The sequence below is a fragment of the Klebsiella sp. Q11 genome (genome assembly GCF_964241505.1).
GTDB lineage: Bacteria > Pseudomonadota > Gammaproteobacteria > Enterobacterales > Enterobacteriaceae > Klebsiella > Klebsiella michiganensis.
On sequence record NZ_CAXSXW010000017.1, the window covers coordinates 60,347 to 80,817 of the forward strand.

14 protein-coding genes are annotated in these 20,471 nt (G+C 55.4%); 7 read left to right on the top strand and 7 right to left on the bottom strand.

What is annotated here, in order from left to right:
- The first annotated feature begins 243 nt into the window (after positions 1-243).
- Together ACESQ2_RS23500 and ybiO are read left to right on the top strand one after the other, a co-directional pair.
- The gene (locus tag ACESQ2_RS23500; RefSeq protein ID WP_373171405.1) at positions 244-4,548 is read left to right on the top strand and encodes an autotransporter outer membrane beta-barrel domain-containing protein; all 4,305 of its coding nucleotides are present in this window, start codon (positions 244-246) and stop codon (positions 4,546-4,548) included.
- 114 nt (positions 4,549-4,662) lie between these two features.
- Positions 4,663-6,873, top strand: coding sequence for a mechanosensitive channel protein (gene ybiO, locus ACESQ2_RS23505; protein WP_154904452.1), 2,211 nt, complete (start codon positions 4,663-4,665; stop codon positions 6,871-6,873).
- Here the strand turns inward: ybiO and rlmF are convergent.
- Positions 6,868-7,782: a 23S rRNA (adenine(1618)-N(6))-methyltransferase RlmF gene (rlmF, locus tag ACESQ2_RS23510; protein ID WP_373171407.1), complete on the bottom strand. Its 915-nt coding sequence runs from the start codon at positions 7,780-7,782 to the stop codon at positions 6,868-6,870. The two genes, ybiO and rlmF, sit on opposite strands and share 6 nt — an antisense overlap.
- Positions 7,783-7,877: 95 nt before the next feature.
- Here rlmF and ACESQ2_RS23515 point away from each other — a divergent pair, with 95 nt between their 5' ends.
- The 5 genes from ACESQ2_RS23515 (at position 7,878) to ybiJ (ending at position 12,682) form a co-directional block, all read left to right on the top strand.
- Positions 7,878-8,492 (top strand): flavin reductase family protein, encoded by a 615-nt coding sequence (locus ACESQ2_RS23515; RefSeq protein WP_014228513.1) that lies wholly within the window; start codon positions 7,878-7,880, stop codon positions 8,490-8,492.
- A gap of 298 nt (positions 8,493-8,790) precedes the next feature.
- On the top strand, positions 8,791-11,079 hold the full coding sequence (locus tag ACESQ2_RS23520; RefSeq protein WP_373171409.1) for a catecholate siderophore receptor Fiu: 2,289 nt from the start codon (positions 8,791-8,793) through the stop codon (positions 11,077-11,079).
- Between the two features lie 45 nt (positions 11,080-11,124).
- Positions 11,125-11,802 (top strand): PKHD-type hydroxylase YbiX, encoded by a 678-nt coding sequence (ybiX, locus tag ACESQ2_RS23525; RefSeq protein ID WP_014228511.1) that lies wholly within the window; start codon positions 11,125-11,127, stop codon positions 11,800-11,802.
- A gap of 68 nt (positions 11,803-11,870) precedes the next feature.
- Positions 11,871-12,137 carry a DksA/TraR family C4-type zinc finger protein gene (locus ACESQ2_RS23530; protein ID WP_004130731.1) on the top strand — a complete coding sequence of 89 codons (267 nt, stop codon included), beginning with the start codon at positions 11,871-11,873 and terminating at the stop codon, positions 12,135-12,137.
- A 284-nt stretch (positions 12,138-12,421) separates the two neighbouring features.
- The gene (gene ybiJ / locus ACESQ2_RS23535; RefSeq protein ID WP_004130722.1) at positions 12,422-12,682 is read left to right on the top strand and encodes a DUF1471 family protein YbiJ; all 261 of its coding nucleotides are present in this window, start codon (positions 12,422-12,424) and stop codon (positions 12,680-12,682) included.
- A gap of 135 nt (positions 12,683-12,817) precedes the next feature.
- Here the strand turns inward: ybiJ and ybiB are convergent, their stop codons facing one another.
- From ybiB to ACESQ2_RS23565, 6 genes are all read right to left on the bottom strand, one after another.
- Positions 12,818-13,786: a DNA-binding protein YbiB gene (gene ybiB / locus ACESQ2_RS23540; RefSeq protein ID WP_014228510.1), complete on the bottom strand. Its 969-nt coding sequence runs from the start codon at positions 13,784-13,786 to the stop codon at positions 12,818-12,820.
- Positions 13,787-13,828: 42 nt separating this feature from the next.
- On the bottom strand, positions 13,829-15,973 hold the full coding sequence (gene dinG / locus ACESQ2_RS23545; protein ID WP_014228509.1) for an ATP-dependent DNA helicase DinG: 2,145 nt from the start codon (positions 15,971-15,973) through the stop codon (positions 13,829-13,831).
- A gap of 200 nt (positions 15,974-16,173) precedes the next feature.
- Positions 16,174-17,523: an ATP-dependent RNA helicase RhlE gene (gene rhlE, locus ACESQ2_RS23550; protein WP_032694521.1), complete on the bottom strand. Its 1,350-nt coding sequence runs from the start codon at positions 17,521-17,523 to the stop codon at positions 16,174-16,176.
- Between the two features lie 300 nt (positions 17,524-17,823).
- Positions 17,824-18,816, bottom strand: a complete 993-nt coding sequence (locus ACESQ2_RS23555) for a transketolase family protein (protein ID WP_373171410.1) — start codon at positions 18,814-18,816, stop codon at positions 17,824-17,826.
- A complete protein-coding gene (locus ACESQ2_RS23560; RefSeq protein WP_064358399.1) occupies positions 18,816-19,661 on the bottom strand; it encodes a transketolase in 846 nt (281 codons plus the stop codon). The genes ACESQ2_RS23555 and ACESQ2_RS23560 overlap by 1 nt, the downstream gene beginning before the upstream one ends.
- Before the next feature lie 13 nt (positions 19,662-19,674).
- Positions 19,675-20,424: an SDR family NAD(P)-dependent oxidoreductase gene (locus ACESQ2_RS23565; RefSeq protein WP_014228506.1), complete on the bottom strand. Its 750-nt coding sequence runs from the start codon at positions 20,422-20,424 to the stop codon at positions 19,675-19,677.
- Positions 20,425-20,471: the final 47 nt, after the last annotated feature.

Genomic DNA, 20,471 nt, shown 5'->3' on the forward strand with positions numbered 1-20,471 from the left:
ATTATTTACACCGTGGATATATGAAGTCTGCTCTTCGCCAATAATTATCCCTTTATAAACTTTTCACTCCTGCATTCTCCACCGACTCCCCCCTCTTCAGTTCAGCATGACGTAAAAGCATTCATATTCTTTTTGTGATGAGCATCAAAAACAAAATCATTTCACAATAAAAAGTAAAAATATCATGCTTCTATAGCTAAACAGCTTTTCTTAGCCGCACCGTTTATTAGGGAATGATGAACTATGAACCGAAGCTTTAATATCGTCTGGAGCGCTACACGTAATATGTTTGTCGTCGCGCCGGAATTTGCCAGCAGTAATGGACGCCTTCTCAGCCATACCCGAATCAACGTTCTGGCGGCATCATTTTTATGCGTGTCTGGCGTCGCCCTGGCGGAAGACCGCACTTTTACAACTTATAATTCTGGTGAATATAAATTAAGCGGAACCTATCTTTCCAGCAACCACGACCCCAATAGCAGAGGAACAACTGCAATCTCAGCATGGGGTTGGGGTAATGAGGAAATTGTTATCAGTGACGAGGGTGTAGTCACGATCAGGACCTCAGGTTCGCAAACTAATGGCATATACATTGACGGAGCCAATAGTAGCCTAACGCTTGATAATCAGGGTTGGTCAATACTCACCGCGGGCAATAGCTCATCGGCGGTGACCGCAGTTTCAGGAGCCCAGATATCCCTCAGCGGCGGTTCAATCGCTACCCAAGGTGAAAATTCGTTTGCAGTATCTACTTCTGATGTTAACAGCATAGCCACCCTCAATGATGTCACGATTACGACAGCAGGGGACCGGGCTGGCGGTCTGATTGCCTATGATGGTGGAAAAATTGCGCTGACGGACGGCAGTATCATCACTGAAGGATATTCAGCAACCAGCGTCCTTGCATCTTCATCAGAAAGCATCATTGACCTCGATAACGTATCTGTTTCATCGGCAGGTGACTGGAGTACTGCGCTATCAGCCAACAAAGGCGCTCATGTTACAATGACAGGCGGTAGCGTAGCCACTGCAGGAATATATTCACATGGAGTGACATCCTATAACAACAGCGTAGTTACGCTGAAAGACGTGACGATTTTAACCTCGGGTAACAATTCTGACGGCTTGTCAGCAAGCTTCAATGGCTCTATCAATACTACAGGTGGCAGTATTACAACAACAGGTGATTATGCTAATGGTATCTATTCTGGGTATGTGGATAGCCAAATCAACCTGAACAGCGTCACAATATCTACCTCGGGTGAGTGGTCTTATGGATTATTCTCACGTGGAAATATCAGCATGAGTGATAGCAGCATACAGACTAGCGGAAACTACTCTGATGGAGTCAGAAACAGCAGCAATATTCTTTTGCAACTCAGCAATGTCAATATATCAACTAAAGGTGATAACGCTTTGGGACTGTTTACCAACAGTGGTGATATTCACTTAGTAAACAGTAAAGTGACCACGTCTGGCGATCGTGGCTATGGAATTGCGTTGGATAACGCGAATGTCCATCTGGATAATATTAACGTACTGACTCACGGTGAATTTGCTTATGGATTAGAAGCTGACAATACAAGCCAAACCACCCTAAATAATTCTCACCTGGAAACCTCAGGTAACGAGGCTCATGCAACCTATGCATATTTTGCCAAAATATTACTTAATGATGTCGACATATTAACCTCAGGTTCTATTGCTGCCGGAATATACTCCCGGGAAGGCAGTCATATTACGGTAACGGGCGGAAGCATTAAAACCATTGGAAATAATGCTAACGGAATCGATGTTTACCATTCAGATGTTGAATTGAAGCAGATATCGATAGAAACTCAGGGAAAATATGCCCATGGACTCAGAATCAGTGACAAAGGAACACTTTCGGGTGATGATCTAAATGTGTTCAGTAATAGAGCATCTGGTGTATTACTGGACAAAAGCTGGAATTCGGCATCGGCATCATTAACCAATAGCCAGATAACTGGCGATAGCGCGGCCTATTATCTGGATTCGTCATATGCTTATTACGACGATGAGGTCAATTCGCTAAATATCACCGGCGGCAGCGTTACCGCCACAGCAAAGGACGGGAGTGCATTTTATGTCAATGCAGGTGCCGCAGATATTACCGTTGATAATCTGCAAAACGTCAGTGCTGCAAATCTGCTGACGGTTAATGATAACAACTGGAATAACGTTATATTCCGTGCCGAAAATGACAGTACCCTGAGCGGTGCCGTTCAGGCCGGAAACAGCAATGTCACGGTCGACCTGGACAAAACCAGCCTCTGGAATGTTCGCGGTGATTCCGCTATCGGCAATCTTACCAACGCTGGCATCATTAATCTCAATACTGCTTCAGGTTCTCTTTATGCAGCGAAATTAATGCTCACCGACAGCAGCGTACTCAACATACAATTGGATCGCAGCGTTGGTGAACCGGTTATTGTCACAAGCTACAGCAGCCTTAATGGGGCGTTGAATATTAGTGGCATCGGTAATATTAATAATTCATTAATAACCACGCCGTACACATTTACGCTTATTAGCGCAGAAAATGAAATCAACGGAGACTTCAATAATTTCACCGTTGCCGGAATAGATGCGAAAGAAACCGACTTTTTAACCATAGATGGACGAATTAATCCTGATAACAAAGCGCAATATGAGTTAGTCACTGCACTTTCCTGGTATGCAGATAAACACAATGCCGCAACCGATGCGCACGGAACCTTTACGCTAAGTGCAGCGAACGGCGAATTTACAGTAAATAATCATCTCGATGATGTCACAAATACGCTGGCTTCAACCAATAGCAGCGGCTGGGATGGGAAATCACTGACTAAACTGGGCGACGGTACGTTGATTCTCTCCGCGGCCAATACCTACAGCGGTGATACTCACGTTAAAGAGGGCACCTTATGGCTGGAAAACAGTGGAATAATTGGCTCCGCTGGAAGTAAGCAAAAAATTAACATCGCATCAGCAGCTCGTTTCGGCGGTAGCGGCATTGTTAATGGTAACGTCTTTAATAGCGGCAATCTTGCCATGAGCAAAAGCGGAGAGGTTGGCAACAACCTGATCATCAATGGCGACTATACCGGTAATAACGGCAACCTCTTTTTCAACACCCGGTTAGGTGGCGATAACTCGTTAACCGATAAACTGACGATCTCCGGTGATTCAAACGGTAATTCTACCGTGTATATCACTAACGTGGATGGCAAGGGTGAATTGACGAATAAAGGCATTGAATTAATTGATATTTCAGGAAATTCAAACGGTGTCTTCACCCAGGGAAATCAGGTCCAAATTGGCTTGTATGAATACCGTTTGTACAAGGATACCGGAGACTGGTATCTACGCTCGCAATCAAACACACCTGTAGATCCTAAACCTGATGACGGCAACAACGGCAACGTCGACCCGGTTAAGCCTGATGACGGCAATAACGGCAACGTCGACCCGGTTAAGCCTGATGAAGGCAACAACGGCAGCGTCGACCCGGTTAAGCCTGATGACGGCAACAACGGCAATATCGACCCGGTGAAACCCGATGAGGGTAACCATAGCGATACCACCCCATCAGGTTCGCATCAATATCGCGCTGATATAGGGGCATATCTTGGTAATCAGTGGATGGTGCGCAATTTGCAAATGCAAACGCTTTACGATCGCGAAGGCAGTCAGCTTCGTACCGCTAATGGCAATATGTGGATGCGGTTTAAAGCTGGACGTGCCGATTCCCAGGCCGTTAGCGGCAACGTTGATATTAACAACAACTACTCTCAAATCCAGATAGGCGGGGACATACTCGCCTGGGATAACGGTGAACAAAGCCTGGTCACAGGCATTATGGGCAGCTATATCAATGCCGATACTGACAGTACCGGTAATCGAGGTATGGATGGCAGTCAACTGTCAGCCAGCGGCAACGTTTCCGGGTACAACGTAGGCATTTACTCGACCTGGTTTGCCGATTCCCAAACGCACCGAGGGCTATACATTGACAGCTGGTACCAGTACGGGATGTATAGTAACACAGTGAAAAACGGGGATATTGGCTCAACGGACTATGATTCCCACACCCATACGGCCTCGCTGGAAGCGGGATATCGATACGACATCCCTCTGAAAGAGGGACATCAGATTAGCCTGACGCCACAGGCGCAAATCATCTGGCAGAATTATTCTGCTGATACCGTTATCGACAAAGGAAGAACGCGAATTGATGGGCAAAGCAGCAGCAGCTGGGCCTCCCGCCTCGGTCTGCGCGTGGATGGCAAGCTATATAAAAATCGCACCTCTGTCATTCAACCCTTTGCTGAAGTCAACTGGTTGCATACCAATGATGATATCTCCGTTGCATTTAATCATGCTGACGTTCAGATGGATTTACCGGCAAATCGCGCCGAACTCAAAGCGGGAATTGAGGTGAATCTCAATAATCAGTGGAGCGTAACAGGAATGGTGACGGGTCAGAAAGGCAGCAATCATTACGACGACCTTAACGGCAGCCTCAACGTCCGATACAGCTGGTAAAATACATCCCCCGGCTCTCCCTTCGCGGGAGAGCCGCTTTCCAGAATCATCCCAACCTCGCTCTGCGGATCTCATCTTCTATACTTATTGGTTTGAGATGCAATGGAGGTGCCTGTGCCGCGGATTTTGTTACTGCTTGCCCTACTCTTCACCGCTCCGCTATGGGCCGCGACGCTGCCAGGCGTTCCGGCAACCACAGCGGACCCGTCCAGCAGTAGTGAACCCGATCTGGCGCAGAAGAAAGCGGCCTACGGCGCGCTGGCCGACGTGCTTGAAAACGCCGACGCCCGTCAGGAGCTTATCGAGCAGCTGCGGAAAGCCGCCGCCACGCCGCCGCCGGACAGTACGCCGAAGCTGACGCCGCCGGAAATAAAAGACGAGACCACGGTGCTGGAGAACGTAACCCACATCAGCCGCGAATACGGAGAGCAGCTCTCTTCGCGCTTCTCCCAGCTGTGGCGCAACATCACCGGCTCTCCGCACAAAGCGTTTAATTCTCAGACTTTCACCAACGCCGCCTGGCATTTCCTGCTGCTGGCGGGCCTGGTCTTTGCGTTCTGGTGGCTGGTACGCCTGGCGGCCCTGCCGCTGTATCGCAAAATGGGCCACTGGGGACGGCATAAAAACCGCGACCGCAGCAACTGGCTTCAGCTACCTGCAACGATCGCCGGCGCGTTTATTTTTGACCTGCTTCTGCTGGCGCTCACGCTCTTCGTGGGCCAGCTTTTAAGCGACCGCCTGAACGGTAACAATCCCACCATCGCCTTTCAACAAAGCCTGTTTCTCAACGCCTTCGCGCTGATTGAATTTTTCAAGGCCATTCTGCGGCTTATTTTTTGCCCCCGCATCCCGGAGCTACGCCCGTTCAACCTCAGCGATGAAGCGGCGAAATACTGGAACCTGCGTCTCAGCGCGCTGAGCAGCCTGATTGGCTACGGGCTCATCGTCGCGGTGCCGATTATCTCCAACCAGGTCAACGTACAGTTCGGAGCGCTGGCCAACGTGGTGATTATGCTGTGCATTACGCTGTGGGCGCTGTACCTGATATTTCACAATAAGAAATTGATTACCCAAGGGCTTATCCATCTCGCCGACCGCTCGCTGGCCTTCTTTAGCCTGTTTATCCGCGCCTTTGCGCTGATCTGGCACTGGCTGGCCTGCGCCTATTTTATCGTGCTGTTTTTCTTCTCCCTGTTCGACCCCGGCAACAGCCTGAAATTTATGATGGGCGCGACGCTGCGCAGCCTGGCCATCATCGGCGCTGCCGCGCTGGTCTCCGGTATTCTGTCGCGCTGGATTGCGAAAACCATCACCCTGTCGCCGGAAACCCAGCGCAACTACCCCGAACTGCAAAAACGGCTGAACGGCTGGATCTCCGCGTCGCTGAAAGCCGCGCGTATCCTGACGGTCTGCGTGGCGATCATGCTGCTGCTCAGCGCGTGGGGGCTGTTCGATTTTTGGCAGTGGATGCATAACGGCAGCGGGCAAAAAGCGGTCGATGTGCTGATTCGTATCGCGCTGATCCTCTTCTTCTCGGCAATTGGCTGGACGCTGCTCGCCAGCCTGATTGAGAACCGGCTGGCATCGGATATTCACGGCCGCCCGCTGCCCAGCGCCCGCGCCCGAACGCTGCTGACGCTGTTTCGCAACGCGCTGGCAGTGGTCATTAGCACCATTACTATCATGATCCTGCTTTCGGAAGTGGGCGTGAACATTGCCCCGCTGCTGGCCGGCGCCGGCGCGCTGGGCCTTGCGATTTCGTTCGGCGCGCAAACCCTGGTTAAAGATATTATTACCGGGATTTTCATCCAGTTTGAGAACGGCATGAATACCGGCGATCTGGTGACCATCGGGCCGTTAACCGGGACGGTAGAACGCATGTCGATTCGCTCCGTCGGCGTACGCCAGGATACTGGCGCTTATCACATTATTCCGTGGTCTTCGATAACCACCTTCGCCAACTTCGTGCGCGGGATCGGCTCGGTGGTGGCCAACTATGACGTTGATCGACAGGAGGATCTGGATAAGGCCAACCAGGCGCTGAAAGACGCGGTCGCGGAAGTGATGGCGCAGGAAGAGATTCGCGGGCTGATCATTGGCGAGCCCTCTTTCGCAGGATTGGTGGGCTTAAGCAATACTGCCTTCACCCTGCGCGTCACCTTTACCACCCTGCCGTTGAAGCAGTGGACGGTAAGGTTCGCCCTCGACACTCAGGTGAAAAGGCATTTTGACCTCGCGGGCGTGCGGGCGCCGGTACAAACTTACCAGGTTCTGCCGATGCCGGCACCGGCGGGACCGCCGGCACCCGCCGAGCCCACGTTATAAAGCGCGGCGACGTTTGGCTTCGTCCATAAAGGTCCAGGCGATAAAGCGGCTCTGCTTATTTCCCTGGGCCATCTCTTTTTTCACTACTTTCACCGCGCCGACGTCGGTCAGCGCACGGTAGAGCGGCGGCAAATTGTCGCCGCGAGAAACCAGGGAGGTAAACCACTTCACCTGACGGCCAAACTGCTGGCTCTCCGCAATCATCTGCGTAATAAACGCAACCTCGCCCCCTTCGCACCACAGCTCCTGCTGCTGGCCGCCAAAGTTCAGCACGCTCTCCTCGCCCAGTCCCAGGTTGCGACGTTTACGCTCACCGCCCGCCTGCGCGCTGGCGGCGGAATCATGGAACGGCGGGTTGCACAGGGTCGCGTCGTAGGTCTCATTTTTATGAATAATGCCGGTCAGAATCGCTTTGGCGTCTTTTTGACGACGCAGGCGGATCTGGCGAGTAAGGCCGGGATTGCCGTTGACGATAGCCTGGGCGCTGGCGAACGCGTCGGCGTTCACTTCGCTGCCGGTAAAACGCCAGCCGTACTCGTGCACGCCAATGAGCGGATAGATGCAGTTTGCGCCAACGCCAATATCGAGAATGCTGGCGTTGGCCGGGATCGTCCCGCTATCCAGCGCCAGCAGATCGGCGAGATGATGGATGTAGTCCGCCCTGCCCGGCACCGGCGGGCAGAGAAAGCCGTCGGGAATATCCCAGTGTTTCACCGCGTAGAAGTGCGCCAGCAGCGCTTTATTCAGCGCCTTCACCGCCAGCGGATTGGCAAAGTCGATGGTCTGCTCACCCACCGGGTTAAGGGTGATAAAGCCCTGGAGCTTAGGGTGGGCCTGGCACAGCGCGGGCAGGTCGTAGCGTTGTTGGTGACGGTTACGCGGGTGTAACCCCGGTTTCTGGGCTTTCATGGCAATCTCCTTTGAACAGCCGCGTAAGATACCCGTTGACGGCGGCGCGGTAAATAAGTGAGTCTGGTTATCTCTTTTTTTGTCACGGGTGTCGTATGTATTTCTACCAACCTTCGCACGGACACGGTCTGCCGCACGACCCGCTTAACGCCATTATCGGGCCGCGCCCCATCGGCTGGATAGCCTCCCTTGATAACAGCGGCCAGCGTAACCTCGCGCCGTACAGTTTTTTCAACTGCTTTAACTATCGGCCGCCGATTATTGGTTTTGCCAGCAGCGGCTGGAAAGATAGCGTACAGAATATCGCTGAGACTAAAGAGTTCGTCTGGAATCTGGCCACCCGGCCTCTGGCGGTCGCGATGAACGAAACCTCCGCCACCCTTCCCCATAATGAAGATGAATTCATCCGCGCCGGGCTGACTGCCGCTCCCAGCCGCATCGTCAGCGCGCCGCGGGTCGCCGAAAGCCCGGTAAACTTCGAGTGTCGCCTTTCACAATGCATCCAGTTAACAACCGCAGAAGGACGAGCGGTTGACACCTGGCTGGTGCTGGGCGAAGTGGTGGCGGTGCATATCGATGAATCGCTGCTGGAAGACGGAATTTACCAGACCGCCAAAGCCCAGCCGATTCTGCGCGCCGGAGGCCCCAGCGCCTATTATGGCATTGATGAAAGCCTGCGCTTTGACCTCGTTCGTCCGGACGCCCGCTAACCCTCCCACCCGGCCTGTACTAGCGCCGTTTTCCAGGCCGGGTAGCTGAATGCCATTTTCGCGCAACAACCTCGCCTGCCCGGCGCGCCTTTATGTAGAAAAAATGCAGCCAATGTAAATAAATGTATTTATTTTTTTATAAATGAGTGATAGAAATTCGCCTGTTGTTTGATAATGATTATCACAATCATTATCAAACTCATTGCTTTTGTAAAAAATCACCTGCAGTGGTCGGGGCGAAGCAACGCTTCGTCTGCGGTCGTTATGGCCTAATTAAAATTATAAGTCACTTATTGATATGGAAAAAAATAACAATTTGCCGTTCAGCAGTTTTCACTCGCTCACTCTCTTCACCGGCTTATGCCTGAGTCTTTCCCCGACCGGCCAGCTGCTTGCCGCGGATAGCACTGAAAAAAATAGCGGCGAAACGCTGGTGGTCGAAGCGCAGACGCCATCGCTGTACGCGCCGACCCGCTCCGCCGATCCTAAATTTTCACGCCCGATCGCCGACACGACGCGGACGGTTAGCGTGGTCTCTGAGCAGGTGATGAAGGACCAGGGCGTCACTAACCTCACCGACGCGCTGAAAAACGTTCCCGGCGTCGGCGCTTTCTTTGCCGGCGAAAACGGCAACTCGACGACCGGCGACGCGATTTACATGCGCGGGGCGGACACTTCCAACAGCATTTACGTCGACGGCATCCGCGATATCGGCAGCGTCAGCCGCGATACTTTTAATACCGAGCAGATCGAAGTCATCAAGGGACCTTCAGGCTCCGACTACGGACGCAGCGCGCCGACCGGTTCAATCAATATGATCAGCAAACAGCCGCGCCTCGATTCCGGCATCGACGCCTCCGCCAGCGCGGGCAGCGCCTGGTTCCGACGCGGCACCCTGGATATTAACGAGGCCATTGGCGAAACCAGCGCGGTGCGTCTGAATCTGATGGGCGAGAAAACCCACGATGCGGGCCGGGACAAGGTGAAAAACGAGCGTTACGGCGTCGCGCCATCGGCCGCATTTGGCCTCGGCACCGACAACCGCCTGTATCTTAACTATCTGCACGTAACCCAGCACAACACGCCCGACGGCGGCATTCCCACCATCGGTCTGCCGGGCTATTCCGCCCCTGGAGCCAGCACCTCGGCGCTGAATCACTCCGGCAAGGTCGCCACCAGCAACTTCTACGGCACCGACTCCGACTACGATGATTCCACAACCGATACCGTGACGATGCGCTTCGAGCACGACCTGAGCGACACGACGACGATTCGCAACACCACCCGCTGGTCTCGCGTGAAGCAGGATTACCTGATGACTGCGGTGATGGGCGGCGCGTCAAACATCACTCAGCCAAACCCCAACGATGTCGGCACCTGGACCTGGTCGCGCCTGGCGAATACCAAAGACATTAGCAACAAGATCCTGACCAACCAGACTAACCTGACGTCGACGTTCTATACCGGGGCCATCGGTCATGACGTCAGCACCGGTGTGGAATTTACCCGCGAAACCCAGACCAACTACGGAGTATATCCGCTCACGCCTCCGGCGGTGAATATTTATCATCCGAACAGCGATATCTCCATCGGCGGCCTGAACCGCAGCGGCGCCAACGCTAACGGACAGACGGATACCGTCGGCGTCTATGCTTTCGATACGCTGCAGATAACCCAGGACGTCGAACTTAACGGCGGGATCCGTCTGGATAACTACCAGACCAAATACGATAGCGCCAGCCTGTGCGGCGGTACCGGACGCGGCGCCATCGCCTGCCCGACCGGAGTTGCGAAAAATACCCCCGTCACCACCGTCGATACCTCAACCAGCGGTAACCTGGTTAACTGGAAGGCCGGCGCGCTGTACCACCTGACCGATAACGGCAACCTCTACGTCAACTACGCTGTCTCCCAGCAGCCGCCGGGAGGGAGCAACTTCACCCTCGCGCAAAGCGGCACCGGCAGCAGCGCCAACCGAACCGACTTTAAACCGCAGAAGGCCAAAACCAGCGAAGTCGGCACCAAGTGGGAGCTGATGGATAAGCGCCTGCTGCTGACCGCCGCCCTCTTCCGCACCGATATTGAAAACGAAGTCGAGCAGAACGACGACGGCAGCTATTCGCAGTACGGTAAGAAGCGCGTTGAAGGCTATGAGATCTCTCTGGCCGGTAATATCACGCCCGACTGGCAGGTTATTGGCGGCTATACCCAACAGCACGCCAGCGTTCGTGAAGGCGCGAATACCGCCCAGGATGGCACCAGCGCGCTGCCGTATACGCCAGAGCACGCGTTCACCCTCTGGAGCCAGTATCAGGCCACCGATGCGATCGCCGTCGGCGCCGGCGCGCGATACGTCGGCAGCATGCATCGCGGCAGCGACGGTGCGGTCGGCACGCCTTCCTATACCGAAGGCTACTGGGTGGCCGATGCCAAAGTCGGCTATCGCATTAACCGTAATCTCGACCTGCAGCTGAACGTCTACAACCTGTTTGATACCGACTATGTCGCCTCGATTAACAAGAGCGGCTACCGTTATCACCCGGGCGAACCGCGAACCTTCGTGCTCACCGCCAATATGCACTTCTGATCCACCCCGGGGCGGCTACGCCCCGTTTTCTCCGGAGATAAAACGATGATGTATCATATTCCCGCCGTTCTCAGCTCTCAGGAAGTGGACGATTTTATCGCTCAGCTGCAGCAGGCGGAATGGGTCGACGGGCGCGTGACGACCGGCGATCTGGGCGCCCAGGTCAAAAATAACCAGCAGGTTGATACCCACAGCAATCTTTACGGCGAACTTCAGGGCAACGTACTGGCGGCGCTGAATCGCAGCTCGCTGTTTTTTGCCGCCGCACTGCCGAAAGCGATTTCCAGCCCGCTGTTTAATCGTTATCAGCAGAGCGAAACTTATGGTTTCCACGTCGACGGCGCGGTACGCAGCCAGGCGCAGGGAGGCTGGATGCGCACCGATCTTTCCGCCACGCTCTTTTTAAGCCCCCCGGAGAGCTACGAAGGCGGTGAGCTGGTCGTGAACGATACCTACGGACAGCATTCGGTTAAGCTCCCTGCCGGGGACCTGGTGCTCTATCCTTCAAGCAGCCTGCACTGCGTCACTCCGGTGACCTCAGGCGTTCGCGTCTCCTCGTTCTTGTGGGTTCAGTCAATGATCCGCGACGATAAACGCCGCAGTATGCTGTTTGAACTGGATGGCAATATTCAGAAATTAAAAAGCCGCCACGGCGAAAGTGACGAAGTCCTGTCTCTGCTTAATCTGTACCATAACCTGCTGCGCGAATGGTCAGAGATCTGAGCCTTGTCTGGTCATTTTTTATCCCCATATTCTCTATACTAAAGAGAGGCGAGATAGCGAGGTGAACTATGGCATCAGGCTGGGCGAATGATGACGCGGTGCAGGAACAGATCGACAGCACCATCAACGACGCGATAGCTCGGGCGCGAAACGAACTGTCATCGGGGGAAAGCAACAAATTTTGTGAAGAATGCGGGGAGCCGATTCCTGAGGCGCGCCGACGGGCGGTGGCGGGGGTGAAATACTGCGTAAAATGCCAACAGGAGAAAGATTTACATAACAATACATTTTCAGGATATAATCGCAGAGGCTCCAAGGATAGCCAGCTTCGCTGACCAATATTTACCGTTCATTACGCACATCGCGTTATCTTTTCGCGCACGTTTTTTGGCAAACGGCGTGGCAAAATGTGCCCTTCCAGCCCCCCGTTCGCCGCCCCGACCTGTTTCGCCGCCGCCGGCTAAAATAATTTATTAATATTCAATAAATTAATAGTCGTTCAAAAAATTAGATGAAGACTGTTAATTTCCTTCGATTTTATCTCCCACTAAAAACCGTGATACTTATCACATCGACGGAACATCGTCCCCTATACAGAACAACCTGCGAGAGATTAACTATGAAAAACATCAAATATGCTGCCGCCGCTATCGCCCTTTCCGCTCTGTCTTTCGGCGCGTTCGCCGCTCAGCCGGTGACATCGGCTCAGGCAGAGAGCATGAACAAAATTGGTGTGGTTTCCGCTGAAGGCGCGACGACGCTGGATGGACTGGAAGCTAAACTGGCTGAAAAAGCCGAGGCCGCTGGTGCAACCGGCTATAGCATTACCTCCGCTAACAGCAACAACAAACTGAGCGGTACTGCGGTTATCTATAAATAATCGTCAGTTATCCCTGTAGCAACAGCAACACCCTGTAATGCCACTGTTTTAACCCTGTAAGATCCTTTAATACCCTTGCCTTGCCCGTCCATGCCACTGGACGGGCTTTTTTTTGCCTGCGATCCGGCGATAGGGTTACCAGCTCTCAGCCACCTTCGCCAGCCCCTGCTCCAGAGACAAGACCACGCCGGTGGCCAAAAGACAGCAGGCCAGCTGAATTTTCAACGATGACGGCAGCGGTTCGCTCCCGACCATACAGCGCTCGATCCAGCGCGCGGTCACTTCGGGATCTTTTGACTCCGGCAGGGCGACTGCCTGCGCAGCGGCGCCATCCTGACGCTCGTTAACCACCCGCGTACCGGTCTCATCAATCAGGCTAATCTGCGGGCAGCGCTGCGGGTTAGCGTAAACCTCGCCTTCGGTACCGTGCATCAGCAGCGCCCGGCCGCCGATCCCGGCAAAAAATTTCGCGACCCGACCGACGTACTCAGGGTGAGAAACGCTCGACAGGCGCAGCGCCGCATCTTCGGCAAACGGCGTCGCCAGCTTGGCCAGGGTGTGTGCGCTGTTACGCACGCCCATGCGCCAGCGCATCGCCAGCTGTTTTTCCAGCGGCGGACAAAATACGCCGACCGGAACGTAAACCGGCTGGTGACTATCTAACCGCGCCTGTGCCTGGCCCGCGTGAAGCGTTGCCGGGATCCCCATCAGGTCAAAAATGGTTTCCGTCAGCACGCGGGTGGGATCGTGGCTCACGCCGTGAACGATAACCGGGAAGCCGAGCTTATGCAGCAGGACGGCCAGCAGCGGCGTCAGGTTAGCCTGTTTACGCGCGCCGTTATAGCTGGGGATCACAATCGGCATCGGCTTGCCGACCGGCGGCGTCAGCTTAATGGTGTGCTCCTGCATCGCTTCATAGAAGCCCTTCATCTCCGCTTCACCTTCGCCCTTGATGCGCAGGGCAATAAGAATGCCGCCGAGCTCAAGGTCAGGCACCTCGCCGTTAAGCATCCGCGAGTAGAGCGCGCGGGCCGTTTCCACGTCCAGGTCGCGAGCGTGGTTTTTTCCGCGCCCGACTTCTTTAACGATCTTGCTGTAGTCCATTGCAGGCTCCTCTGAGCGTCTCACCGCGTCGACATTGCACCGCTAACGCCGTTTGCGACGCGTCTGTTTTGTTTTAGTTTTTACTATAACCTCAGGGACGGCTGGCTGCTCTATCGGAAATATGGGTAATGCATTCAATAAACGCTTACCGTAGTTTTTGGTCAACAGGCGTTTATCATAAATTACCACCTCTCCCCAGCAGCTATGGCTACGGATCAGGCGGCCAACCTGTTGAATCAGGTTGAATGACGCGCTGGGCAGGCTCTGAACTTCGAACGGATAGCGGTTGAGGCTTTTGAGCCATTCGCCTTCGGTGATCACCACCGGGCTGTCAATCGGCGGGAAAGCGATCTTGTGGATATGCACCTGGCTTAACAGTTCGCCTTTTAAATCCAGGCCTTCCGCGAAGGATTGCAGCCCAACCAGTACGCTGCGCTCGCCGCCTTCAACGCGTTTACGATGCAGCTCGACCAGCCGGTAGCGAGGCTTATCCCCCTGAACCAGCAGCAGCAGGCGCAGATCGGTAACCTGTTCGAGAAACCGCTGCATCGCTCTTCCGCTGGCGAAGAGTACCAGCATGCCGAGATGCTTTTTGCTCTCAACCTGTTCCCGGAAATAGGCGGCCATCTCGGCAATATGCTGCTCTTCGTTATCGATAAGAGGTTCATAATGCATCTGCGGAATGACGATTTTACCCTGTTCGACGTGATTAAAGGGCGAATCCAGCGCCACAAAGCGGTCTCCCGCTTTCTCTTTCAGCCCGCTCATCTCCTGCAGACGCGAAAAGCTATTAAGCGAGCGTAGCGTCGCAGAGGTAACGACGATATGCGGGACGCTGCGCCACAGCAGCCTCTCCAGCTGATCGCTGACGCGGATCCCCACGCAGTGGAACCAGATATGCATCTGGCCATCCCGCAGGTCGCGGGTGACCCATTTGGTCACCGGCGCGCCGGAGGACTGCGCCAGCGATGCCAGCCGCCACAGTTTACTTTGGCTTTCAAACATCCCCAGCGCTCGGTTCATCTGCAGCAGAACCCGGTGCAAACGCACCACGTCGTGACTGCCGGTTTTTTCGCCCAGATCGTTAAGGAACAGCTCCGCCAGACCGCGCAGCGTTTCGGTGAGCTTCGCCAGCCGCTGGCAAATCTCCATCACTTCCTGCGGCAGCTCCCCCATCGGGAAGCGGTGCTCCGCCTCCTGCCCGGCCGGCATGTACAGATTGAGGATATTATTCAGGGAGGAGATAAGCTCATAGAGCTCCTCGCAATGCCCATTCAGACGCTCGGGATTCGCCAGCGGCGGCGTGGTTTTAGGGCGAAACTGCTCCATGCAGGTCGCGACCAGCTTCGTAAAAAGATCCAGCTGCAGGCGGTACCAGGGGGCGGTGATTTCCGCGCTCATTTCCAGCGCATCGCGGGCCACCTCCGGAAGATGGTGGCCTTCATCCAGCACCAGCAGCAGATGCTTCGGTTCCGGCAGCACCGCTTCGCTTTCCATCGCCGCCATCACCAGCGCATGGTTCGCCACCACCACTTCTGCTTCCTGGATTTCCCGGCGGGCGACAAAAAACGGACATTCGCGATAATAGTGGCAGTTGCGGTTCAGGCAGCTGGCTTTATCGGTGCTCAGGCGGCTCCATAATGAATCATCCACATTTTTATCGGTATGATCGCGCAGGCCGTCCCATTTGTAGCTATCAAGGTCCGCTTTCAGCGTCGCGCACAGCTTCTGTTCCGCCTGGTTGTTAGGCGTGAGTTCGTCATCAAGAAAGGCCAGTAAATCCTGCTGCGTTGGCTCGGTGCTGGCAAGCGCGGCCAGGTTACGCGGGCAGACGTAGCGCCCGCGGCCAAAGGCGGCGGTAAATCGCAGGTCGGGAATGATTTTGCGCAGCAGCGGCAGGTCTTTACTGTAGATTTGGTCCTGCAGAGCAACGTTGGCGGTACTGACCACCAGCGTTTTTTGTTCTTCACGGGCAATGGCGATGCCGGGAATCAGGTATGACAAGGTTTTGCCGACGCCGGTCGGGGCTTCTATCGCCAGATGTCGCCCCTCTTCCCCGGCGAGCGTCTTCGCCACATCGGCAATCATCTGCCGCTGCGGAGGACGGGGAATAAAGTCAGGGATTTGTTCCTGAAGCGCCTTATACCAGGCGGCGATTTGCGCTTTCAGCGCTGCGGTCAAAGCCATGAGAAAACCTGAATACTGTATAAACAGCCACTATTGTGCCATTTTTTAGCCGTCGGAAGGAACGTCTTTCTGAGCAAACTGGAATCACGCTCGAGGTTATGCTGAGCGAAGCGCGTCCGGGTAAGGAGTCTTACCCGGACAACCCATCAGTGGCTTAGCCGCGCGATTGCGACACTCGCCACAGGAGTGACGGGATAGTGTTACTCCGCCGCGGCGGGTTTACGCGGGCGACGACGGCGAGGAGGCTTACCGTCCTGAGTTCGCGCTTTCGACGCTTCGCCATCGGTACGACGCGGAGCGGACTGCTGACCGCGACCTTGCCCCTGGCCACCGCGGCCCTGACTCTGGCCACCGCGACCGCCGCCGCGCTGCTGCTGACGACCGTTCTGAATCGGCTCGGCTTTAATCGATGGATCCGGCTCGTAGCCCGCCAGGGCAATACGCGGGATCTCTTTTTTCAGCAAGCGTTCGATATCATGCAGCAGTTTATGTTCATCAACGCAAACCAGCGACAGCGCTTCACCCGTTGCCGCGGCGCGCCCGGTACGACCGATACGGTGCACATAGTCTTCCGGTACGTTTGGCAGCTCGTAGTTCACCACGTGCGGCAGCTCTTCAATATCCAGACCGCGCGCGGCGATATCGGTGGCCACCAGTACGCGAATGCCGCCGGATTTAAAGTCAGCCAATGCGCGGGTACGCGCGCCCTGGCTCTTGTTGCCGTGAATAGCGGCGCTGCGGATGCCGTCTTTATTGAGCTGTTCCGCCAGATGGTTTGCGCCGTGCTTGGTGCGGGTAAAGACCAGCACCTGCTGCCAGTTACCTTCACCGATCATCTGCGACAGCAGCTCGCGTTTGCGCTTTTTATCGACAAAATGCACCAGCTGGCTCACCTGCTCAGAGGCGGTGTTGCGGCGGGCGACTTCGATCTCCAGCGGGTTATGCAGCAGCTTTTCCGCCAGCGATTTAATGTCATCGGAGAAGGTTGCGGAGAACAGCAGGTTCTGACGTCTGGCCGGCAGCTTCGCCAGCACCCGGCGAATATCGTGAATAAAGCCCATATCCAGCATACGGTCGGCTTCGTCCAGCACCAGCACTTCGACTTTGTCGAGGCTCACGGCGTTCTGATGTTCAAGATCCAGCAGACGACCCGGCGTTGCCACCAGGATATCGACGCCGCTGCGCAGCTTCATCATCTGCGGATTAATGCTCACGCCGCCGAACACCACCAGCGAGCGAACGTTGAGGTATTTGCTGTAATCACGGACGTTCTCGCCAATTTGCGCCGCCAGCTCGCGCGTTGGGGTCAGGATCAGCGCACGCACCGGGCGACGCCCTTTAGCATGCGGCTCCTTTTGGATCAGATGCTGAAGCAGCGGCAGCGTAAATCCCGCCGTTTTGCCGGTACCGGTCTGAGCGCTGGCCATCAGATCGCGACCCTGTAATACTGCCGGGATAGCCTGCTGCTGAATTGGGGTTGGCTCAACGTAGCCCTGCTCAGCGACGGCGCGCAGGATTTCAGGATTCAGGCCAAGGGAATCAAAAGACATAACAACTCCGAACCGCCCCGGCCCGTCACAGGCGTAGTTTTCAGGGAGATTATTGCGAAAGAGATGGCAAAAACCACAATGCCATGAAGCTGCGCAGTCTAGCAGATTTTGTGACGAACCGCATAAAATCTGCCGAAAAGAATCCTCCGGCTAACAAACCACTGTTCCCCGTCCTGTCGATGAGAAGCGGCGATGGCGCTTCGCGCCAGGCGTCCCCGAAATAGCCCGTTTAATGCCTCGACGGGGAAACCGCGAACAAAAGCAGAGAAACGCCGCCGCAGAACGCGGCGGCGAAGGCGATTAACGCAGGCGATACTTAATTTTTTCGACCATCTTCGCGGTGGAGATGCCGTAGCGGTCGTGCAGCGTCGGAAGCGCGCCGGCCAGCAGGAATTCGTCAGGCAAACCGACGGTATCCAGCTCGCAGCGTACGCCTTTACGCATCAGCAGCGCGGCAACCGCCTCCCCCAGCCCGCCGACCGACGTGTGGTTTTCCGCGGTCACCACCAGACGGCCGGGCTTCGAAGCCTGCGCAACGATCGTTTTTTCATCAAGCGGTTTGATGGTGGGGACATGCAGCACCGCCGCGCTGATATTATCGGCCCGCAGTTTTTCAACCGCCTCGAGGGCGCGCATGGTCATCAGCCCGGAAGAGATAATCAGTACATCGTTACCGTCCTCCAGCAGCTTCGCCTTGCCCAGCTCAAACTGATAATCATATTTATCGAGCACCAGCGGCACCTTACCGCGCAATAGACGCATATATACCGGACCGTCGTGGTCGGCAATCGCCGGTACCGCCTGCTCTATCTCCAGCGCATCGCAGGGATCGACGATGACCATGCCGGGAATGCCGCGCATAATCGCCAGATCTTCCGTTGCCTGATGGCTCGGCCCGTAGCCGGTGGTCAGGCCCGGCAGCGCCGCGCAGATCTTCACGTTCAGATGCTTTTCGGCAATCACCTGATGGATAAAATCATAGGCGCGACGGGTGGCAAAAGCGGCATAGGTGGTGGCGAAGGGAATAAATCCCTCCTTCGCCATTCCCCCGGCGGCCCCCATCAGCAGCTGCTCCGCCATTCCCATCTGGAAGAAGCGATCCGGAAAGGCCTGGGCGAAAATATGTAGATCGGTATACTTTGACAGGTCCGCGGTCATACCGACGATTTCCGGGCGCTGGGCCGCCAGCTTCGAGAGCGCGACGCCAAACGGCGCGGAAACGGTCGCCTGACCTTCATCAGCAATGGAGGCGATCATCGCCGACGTTTTTAAGCGTGGTTTACTCTGGCTCATTACAGCACTCCTTCCGGTTTGTTGGCGTCCAGCACCGCAATCGCTTTTTGCCATTCGTCGGCATCGACGCGGATAAAATGGTTCTTATCGCGGGTTTCAAGGAACGGCACCCCTTTGCCCATCAGCGTGTCGCATAAAATGACCCGCGGCTGGTTGCCCGCATGATTTTTCGCGTTATCAAAGGCGGCCACCACCGCCGCCAGATCGTTACCGTCCACGCGCTGCACGTACCAGCCGAAGGCGGCCCATTTTTCATGCAGCGGCTCAAAGCCGAGAATTTTGCGCGAATCGCCGTCCGCCTGCTGTTTGTTCACGTCAACGAGGTTAATCAGATTAGTCAGGCCGTAGTGGGCCGCCGACATCGCCGCTTCCCAGGTTGAACCTTCGTCCAGCTCCCCATCCGACATAGAGTTAAAAACCCAGGATGCGCTGCCCTTCTTCTTCAGACCGAGCGCCATCCCGACGGCGATGGAGAGCCCCTGCCCCAGCGAGCCACCGGACATCTCCATTCCAGGCGTATAGGTCGCCATGCCCGACATCGGCAGGCGGCTGTCGTCGGAACCGTAGGTCTCCAGCTCCTCTTCCGGGATAATTCCCGATTCCAGCAGCGCCGCATAATAGGCGATGGCGTAATGACCGTGAGAGAGCAGAAAACGGTCACGCCCTTCCCACTGTGGATCTGCCGGACGGTAGCGCATCGCGTGGCTGAAGGCGGTGGCCAGCACATCCGCATAGCCTAATGCCTGGCCGATATAGCCCTGCCCCTGGACTTCGCCCATTTGCAGGGCATAGCGACGGATACGCCACGCCGCCGCGGCAACTTGTTGTGTTTCTGTCATCTTCATCTGATTGCCTCGCTTAGTGGATTAACATGCCGCCGTTCACGTCCAGGGTGATACCGGTCGAGTAGGAAGAGAGATCGCTGCCGAGGAACAGGGCGGCGCGCGCGATATCCACCGCATCGCCCAGACGGTTCATCGGGATCCCGGCGAGGATATTGGCCGTCATGTCGTCGGTCAGCTTGCCGGCGGTAATATCGGTCTGAATCAGCCCCGGCGTGATGCAGTTTACGCGGACGTTATCCGGGCCAAGCTCGCGCGCCATCGCCCGCGCCAGGCCGAGCACACCGGCTTTTGCCGCGCTGTAGTGCGGGCCGCCGAAGATACCGCCGCCGCGCTGGGCGGAAACCGATGAGATACAGACAATGCTGCCCGATTTTTGCGCCCGCATCGCCGGAATAACCGCCTGCGACATCAGCAGCGTGCCGCGCAGGCTGACGTCCAGCACCGCGTCATAATTGGCGCGCTTAATTTCCATCAGCTTCAGCGGCTGGGTAATGCCGGCGTTATTCACCAGCACATCGACTCGGCCATATTTCGCCAGAATCTGTTCGATTGCCGCCTGCACCTGAACTTCATCGGCGACGTTCGCTGCCAGACCAAGGTGTCCTTCGCCCAGAGCCGCCGCAGCGGCTTTGCTGGCTTCGCCATTGAGGTCGATAATGACCACGCTGGCGCCGTTCTCGGCAAATAGTTTGGCGGTGGCAAAACCCAAACCGCGTGCGGAGGCCGCGCCAGTAATAATGGCGACTTTATCTTTTAATAACATATTTTCACTCCATGACATGACGTCATATTAATTAACAGAAATATTGC